The organism is Mesorhizobium sp. M0870 (assembly GCF_040319775.1).
Classification (GTDB): domain Bacteria; phylum Pseudomonadota; class Alphaproteobacteria; order Rhizobiales; family Rhizobiaceae; genus Mesorhizobium.
Window position 1 is genome coordinate 1 of record NZ_JAMYOI010000087.1, and the last position, 695, is coordinate 695.

Annotated in this window: 1 pseudogene; it reads right to left on the reverse strand. The window is 59.3% G+C overall.

Annotation, left to right across the window (positions count from 1 at the left end):
- Window positions 1-695: pseudogene (locus NKH97_RS33245) on the reverse strand (hypothetical protein); the annotation flags it as partial.

Here is a 695-nt window from a genome sequence, read left to right on the forward strand (position 1 = left end):
GAGGACCTCCTCGCTTGATAGCTGGTTGCTCCTGTCCTGTGCAGCGATCCGCTCGTCCGGCGCGCGCTGGTCGCCGTCGCGCCAGATCAGGGGACGAAAGGACCCTGCGGGATCCGAGGCTTGGTGATGGGGCCCAGTTGGCACGAAAGACAATGGCAGAACAGCGTCGTCTTCATTAGCTTTCCCAGGGAGCTCGCGCCCGAGTTCGGACTTCCGGAGATGAGCTAGTGCACTGATCCCACCGGAGTTGTTATAGCGCTTGGCATCTTCATCCAGCGACCCCTCGTGAAGCCGAGCCGCAATCCCCGGCTTTTTGTTTTCAACCAGGTATTCACTGAAACGTCTAGGAGCAGATCCATAGGTCTGAATGGTAGCGGGATTCGGCCCGGTCGGCGCTGCCTTGTACTCTTTGATGGGAGCCGCTGTGTAATCTCTGATGAGCGCGGCGTCGGCAGGGTCGGGATTATTCAGGACAGCGGCGCGGTCCAGCACTGGCGCTCCGCCCGCCCACGTCTTGAGATGACCCACTGCTCTAGCCACGTCCGAGGAGCCACTCTTGCTCTCGTACTCCTTGAGATCCGGATCCAGCGACTCCTCGTGAAGCCGAGCAGCAAATCCCGGCCTGTTATTATCAAAGAGCCAACGACCAAAGCCGAGAAGAGAATTTACATGGCGCTTGACCGTGCTCTCCAATG